General features: G+C 74.8%; 7 protein-coding genes. All 7 read right to left on the bottom strand.

Annotation, left to right across the window (positions count from 1 at the left end; all coding sequences use genetic code 11):
- Nucleotides 1–427 (bottom strand): Sec-independent protein translocase protein TatB (gene tatB / locus L2I40_RS18610; protein ID WP_237216682.1); only part of this gene is annotated, 427 nt, incomplete at its 3' end.
- A gap of 93 nt (nt 428–520) precedes the next feature.
- On the bottom strand, nt 521–1,642 hold the full coding sequence (locus L2I40_RS18605) for an ABC transporter ATP-binding protein (protein ID WP_237216681.1): 1,122 nt from the start codon (nt 1,640–1,642) through the stop codon (nt 521–523).
- A 25-nt stretch (nt 1,643–1,667) separates the two neighbouring features.
- Entirely contained in the window at nt 1,668–2,477 is an 810-nt protein-coding gene (gene scpB, locus L2I40_RS18600; RefSeq protein ID WP_237216680.1) for an SMC-Scp complex subunit ScpB, read from the bottom strand.
- Nucleotides 2,461–3,297: a segregation and condensation protein A gene (locus tag L2I40_RS18595; protein ID WP_237216679.1), complete on the bottom strand. Its 837-nt coding sequence runs from the start codon at nt 3,295–3,297 to the stop codon at nt 2,461–2,463. The genes scpB and L2I40_RS18595 overlap by 17 nt, the downstream gene beginning before the upstream one ends.
- Nucleotides 3,294–4,010 carry a site-2 protease family protein gene (locus L2I40_RS18590; protein ID WP_237216678.1) on the bottom strand — a complete coding sequence of 239 codons (717 nt, stop codon included), beginning with the start codon at nt 4,008–4,010 and terminating at the stop codon, nt 3,294–3,296. Before L2I40_RS18590 ends, L2I40_RS18595 begins: the two co-directional genes overlap by 4 nt.
- Nucleotides 4,011–4,013: 3 nt before the next feature.
- On the bottom strand, nt 4,014–4,973 hold the full coding sequence (gene nagZ, locus L2I40_RS18585) for a beta-N-acetylhexosaminidase (RefSeq protein WP_237216677.1): 960 nt from the start codon (nt 4,971–4,973) through the stop codon (nt 4,014–4,016).
- 1 nt (nt 4,974) lies between these two features.
- Nucleotides 4,975–5,271: SPOR domain-containing protein (locus tag L2I40_RS18580; RefSeq protein WP_237216676.1), on the bottom strand; the 297-nt coding region annotated here is incomplete at its 5' end.

The raw sequence follows: 5,271 nt of genomic DNA, 5'->3' as shown, positions 1-5,271 counted from the left end.
TCACGGCCGCGACACCGGGCGGCACGAAGGCAGGCGCGCTGCCCGCGGCCGGCGTCGGCGCGGGCGGATCGGGCTGCACGGGCGGAGGCGTCACCGTCGCGCCTGTTGTCGGCGACGGGCTCGTGAAGGCGTCCTTCAGCGGATCCTCGGTGAAGGTCTTGCGGAGCGAGCCGTCCTTGTCGATCTCGCGCTCCACCGCGCTGCGGAAGTCGAAGCTGCGGATCTCGTTGATCTGATTCCGCACGTCCTCGAGCTTCGCCTCGCGGACCACCTCGTCCACCTGGCTCTGGAACTCGCCGGCCATGCGGCGGAGCTTCTGGATGCCCTTTGCGACCCCGCGCACAGCCTCCGGCAGGTCCTTGGGGCCGATGACGACCACCGCGACCACCGCGATCAGCGCGAGTTCCGTCCAGTCGAGCCCGAGCATGCCACCCCTTCCCCGAACCCGGCCACGTGGCCGGGCGGCGGGGCGCCTCCCCTAGCAGGAAGCAGGGCACCCGCCAATGCAGCCGCCCCCTATCTAGGGAGGCTCCCGCGGGAATACGAAGGCCCGCTCCGCATCCATCGCGACCGACACCTTCTCGCCCCGGCTCAGCCAGATTCCGGGCGGCAGCCGCGCATGCAGGTGCAGCAGCCCGCCCTCCCCGTCCGGCACCGCGAGGTGCACGAGCGTGGTGGCGCCGAGCAGCCGGCAGGCCTCGACCTCCGCCACCGCCCCGCAGCCCGCGAGATGCCCGGCGAGCGGCGCGGGCGGCCCGTCCACCGAGGGTGCCTCGAGCACCCGGAGCCCTTCCGGCCGGAGCAGGACCTCGACCGGCGCGCCCTCCTCCTGCGGCAGCCCGCCCGGCGGCAGGCGGTTGCCGAGGTCGATGGTGCCGATCGGCGTCTCCGCCCGCCCCGCGCGCAGCCGCGCCGGCAGCCGGTTCACTTCCCCGAGGAAGGTCGCGACGAAGCGGCTGGCGGGACCGAGATAAAGCTCCGCCGGCGTGCCGAGCTGCTCGATCCTCCCCTCGTTCATCAGCGCGATGCGGTCGGCCATGAACATGGCTTCCTCGGCGTCGTGCGTGACGATGAGGGTGGCGATCCCGGCTTCCTGCAGCACGTGCAGCGTGTCGTCGCGGACCTGCTCGCGCAGCCGTGCATCCAGGCTCGCGAAAGCCTCGTCCAGGAGCAGCACGGCGGGCCGCGGCGCCAGCGCGCGAGCCAGCGCCACGCGCTGCTGCTGCCCGCCCGAGAGCATGTGCGGCCAGGCATTCGCGTACGCCTCAAGGCCGACGCGAGCGAGCGCGTCCATGATGCGCCATTTCCGTTGCCCGCGCGGGACGAAGCGCAGGCCGAAGGCGACGTTGTCCTCGACCGTCAGGTGGGGAAACAGCGCGTAGTCCTGGAAGACGTAGCCGACGCCGCGCGCCTCGGGCGGCACGTCGCGCCCGGGCTCGGCAATGGTCTGGCCGCCCAGGCTGATGCGGCCGGCCTGCAGCGGCTCGAGCCCGGCAGCGAGGCGCAGCAGCGTGGTCTTGCCGCAGCCGGAGGGGCCAAGCAGGCAGACGATCTCGCCGGGCCTCGCCGCGAGCGAGAGGCCGCGCAGCACCTCGCCGCGCTCCGGGTAGCTGTGCCGGATGCCCTCGAAGGCGATGCTCATGGACGCGTCGCCGCCCTCTCCCGCGTCAGCGGGCCGGCGTCTGGGCGGATGCCGGCCCGGCCGTGCCCTCGGCCTCCGCCGGCTCGTCCTGCTGCGCCTCGGGCTCCGCCTCCCCCGCGCCCGCATCCTCCGCGGCCGCATCCTCGGCGGATGCTGCGGCGGCCTCGGCGGCCGAGAGGAGCGGCGCCGCCGCCTCGGCGCTGACCAGTTCCTCGCGCTTGGGCAGGTCGCGCAGCGAGGTCAGGCCGAACTGCTCCAGGAAGCGCTGGGTGGTGCCCCAGAGCGTCGGGCGGCCTGGGACCTCCTTGTGGCCCTTCGGCGCGATCAGCCCGTGTTCCAGCAGCGCCTCGAGCGTGGCCTGGGAGAGCCCGGCGCCGCGGATCTCCTCGACCTCGGCGCGGGTGACCGGCTGGTGCCAGGCGATGACGGCCAGCGTCTCCATCGCGACGCGCGGCAGCCGACGCGGCACCTCGACCACGCGGGTGAGTGCCGGGGCAAGATCCGGCGCGGTGCGGAACGCGAAGCCGCCCGCGACCTCCGCCAGGATCACCCCGCGCCCGTCCAGCGCGGCCCCGAGGGCGGCGAGCACGGCGGCGGCCTGCTGGCCCTCGGGCAGCACCTGTTGTAGCCGCGCCGGCTGGACCGGGCGGTCGGAGGCGAAAAGCAGCGCCTCGGCGATCCGGACGGCCTCTGCCGTGACCGTAACCGGCTCGGGCGGCGGGCCGGCATCCTCGGCAGGCCCCGCCACCACGGCATCCGCCGGGTCGTCCCCGGCAGGTCCCGGCGCCGTCTCCTCCGCCTCCGGCGGGGCCGCGTGCTCAGGCGGCGCGCACATCCTGGGTCTCCTCCACGCGCTCGGCGCGGCGGAGCATGATCGGGCCGAAGGCCCGCTCCTGGCGCAGTTCGACCGCCCCGCCGCGGGCCATCTCCAAGCCCGCCACGAGCGTGCTGGCAAGAGCCGCCCGGCGCTCGACCGTGTCCAGCTCCGCGCCGAGGTCCCCGTCGGGGAGGAAGCGCTGGAGTACCGCCCAGGAGGGCAGCTCGCCCAGCACCCGCTGCAGGCGGGTCAGCGCCTCGCCCACCGACCAGAGCCGGCGCGGCTTCGGACGATAGGGACGCTTGGCGATCGCCCGGCGCCGCCCGGTGACATAGGCCTGGCACAACGCGGTCAGGTCGGCGCGGATGCCGGAGCGATCCTGCACCGTGAGGTTCTCGGGCGCGCCACGGGCGAAGAGCTCGCGCCCCAGCTGCGGCCGGGCCGCGAGCCAGGCGGCACCCGCGCGCATGCGCTCGAGCTCGGCCAGGCGGTCGGTCAGGCGGCCCGCGATCGCCTCCGGATCCTCCTCGTTCGCATCGTCGCGCGGCAGCAGCAGGCGCGACTTAAGCCAGGCGAGCCAGGCGGCCATGACCAGCCATTCCGCCTGGATCTCCAGCCGGAGGCCACGCGCCTGCTCGATCACCGCGAGATACTGGTCCACCAGCGCGACGATCGAGATCGTGCCGAGGTCGAGCTTCTGCGACCGCGCGAGTTCCAGCAGCAGGTCGAGCGGCCCCTCGAACCCGTCGAGGCGCAGATGCAGGACCGGCGTACCGGCGGTCCCGAGCGGAGCGGGAAAGCCAGGGGCGGAGGCAGCGGCGGGGGCGGCAGCGGTCATGCGGGGGTCCCATGGCCGGAGAGGGTGAACATCAGCCGCAGCACCGGCAGCGCGACCTCACGGACGAACCAGCCGAGCGGGTCGAAGCCGTCGAGCAGCAGCGGCAGCACGAAGAGCACGCCGAGGACCAGCAGCAGCCCCGCCCGCTCCAGCCCCGCCACGGCGCGCGCCGCGGGGGCCGGCAGCACGCCGACCAGGATCCGCCCGCCATCGAGCGGGGGAATCGGCAGCAGGTTGAAACAGGCAAGAATGACGTTCACCAGCATGCTCATCGCGATGAAGCGCAGCAGCCATTCCATTCCCCAGGCGGGGAGCGACTCGGCGCCAGCCTCCACCCCATGGGCCGCGAGGCCGAAGCCCCAGGCAAGAGCGAAATTGATCGCCGGCCCCGCCGCGGCCACCAGGACCATGCCCCAGCGGGGGTCGCGCAGGCGCCAGATGTCGACCGGCACCGGCTTCGCCCAGCCGAACATGGCCTGCACCGAGCCGATGGTGAGCAGCTGGCTGACCAGCAGCAGCGCCGGCACCAGCACCGTCCCGACCGGATCGACATGGCGCAGCGGATTGAGGCTGAGCCGGCCGAGCCGCGCCGCGGTATCGTCGCCGAGCCACTTCGCCGCATAGCCGTGCGCCGCCTCGTGGAGGGTGATGGCGAGGATCGCCGCGAGCGCGACCGCCGCGACCTCTCCGGCCCAGCCGGGCAGGGCTTCCAAGGCTCAGGCCACCGCCGGCAGCGGGCGCCGGGCCGCCCCGACGGCGTCGCGGGCGGCGGCCAGCCGGCGCAGGGCGCCATCGGACAGCGCCGGGCAGGCCTCCAGCAGGGCGGCCGTTTCCTCCAGCACGCCCGTGCAATGCAGGACGAGGTCGCAGCCGGCCTCTATCGCGGCGCCGGCCAGGTCATTGGACAGGCCGCGCATCGCGCCCATCGCGAGATCGTCCGAGACCAGCACGCCGTCGAAGCCGATCTCGCCGCGGATGACATCGCCGATCACGGCGGGCGACAGCGTCGCCGGGCGAGCCTCGTCCCAGGCCGCGTAGAGGATGTGCGCCGTCATCGCCCAGGCGCCGCACCCGGCAAGGTCGCGGAAGGGCGCGATATCGGCGGCAAGCTCGGCCCGGCTCGCCTCGACCCGGGGCAGGCTTTCGTGGCTGTCGACCAGCGCGCGGCCATGGCCGGGGATGTGCTTGATCACCGGGACACAGCCCGCCGCCTGGAGCCCCCGCACCCAGGCCGCGCCGAGCCGCGTGACCTCGGCCGGATCGGCCGAGAAGGCGCGGTCGCCGATCACCTGATGCGCGCCCGGCAGGCGCAGGTCGAGCAGCGGCGCGCAGACCACGTCGAGCCCGACCGCGGCGCACTCCATGCCGAGCATCGCGGCATTGGCCTCGGCCGCGGCCTCCGGCCCGCCCTCGAAACTGGCGGGCGGCGGGAAGGCGGTCCAGTGCGGCGGGCGCATCCGCGCCACGCGGCCGCCTTCCTGGTCCACCAGGATGGGCGCCTCGGCCCCCAGCTCCTCTCGCAGCGCGGCGGTGAGCGCCGCGAGCTGGGCGGGGTCCACCACGTTGCGCCGGAACAGGATCGCGCCGAGCGGGCGGTGGCGGCGCAGCAGTGCCGCCTCCTCCGCCGCCAGCGACGGTCCCGCGATCCCGACGACGGCAGCCCTGGGCGTCGCCACCTCAGCTGCGCACCACGACGCAGGCGCCGCCGCGGGCGCGGACCTGCTCGCAGAACTGCTGCGCGGCCTCGGCATCCGCGATGCCGCCGGTGCGGAGGCGGAACAGCGGCGCCTGCTCCGCACCGCGGTCGAGGCGCAGGATCTGCGGCGTGCGGCCCTGGAAGAGCTCGGGCGCCCGGCGGCTCAGCCTGTCCCACTCGGTCCGCGCCGCCTCCTCGGAGGTCAGGGCGCCGAGCTGGACCTGCACGCGGCCGTTCGGCACGGGCGCGGCAAGGCGCTGGGCGGGCGGCTGGGCGGC

The organism is Falsiroseomonas oryziterrae, from assembly GCF_021864505.1.
Lineage (GTDB): Bacteria > Pseudomonadota > Alphaproteobacteria > Acetobacterales > Acetobacteraceae > Falsiroseomonas > Falsiroseomonas oryziterrae.
Note: the sequence above shows the minus strand (reverse complement) of the source record. Positions and strands in the feature narration are given on the sequence as shown.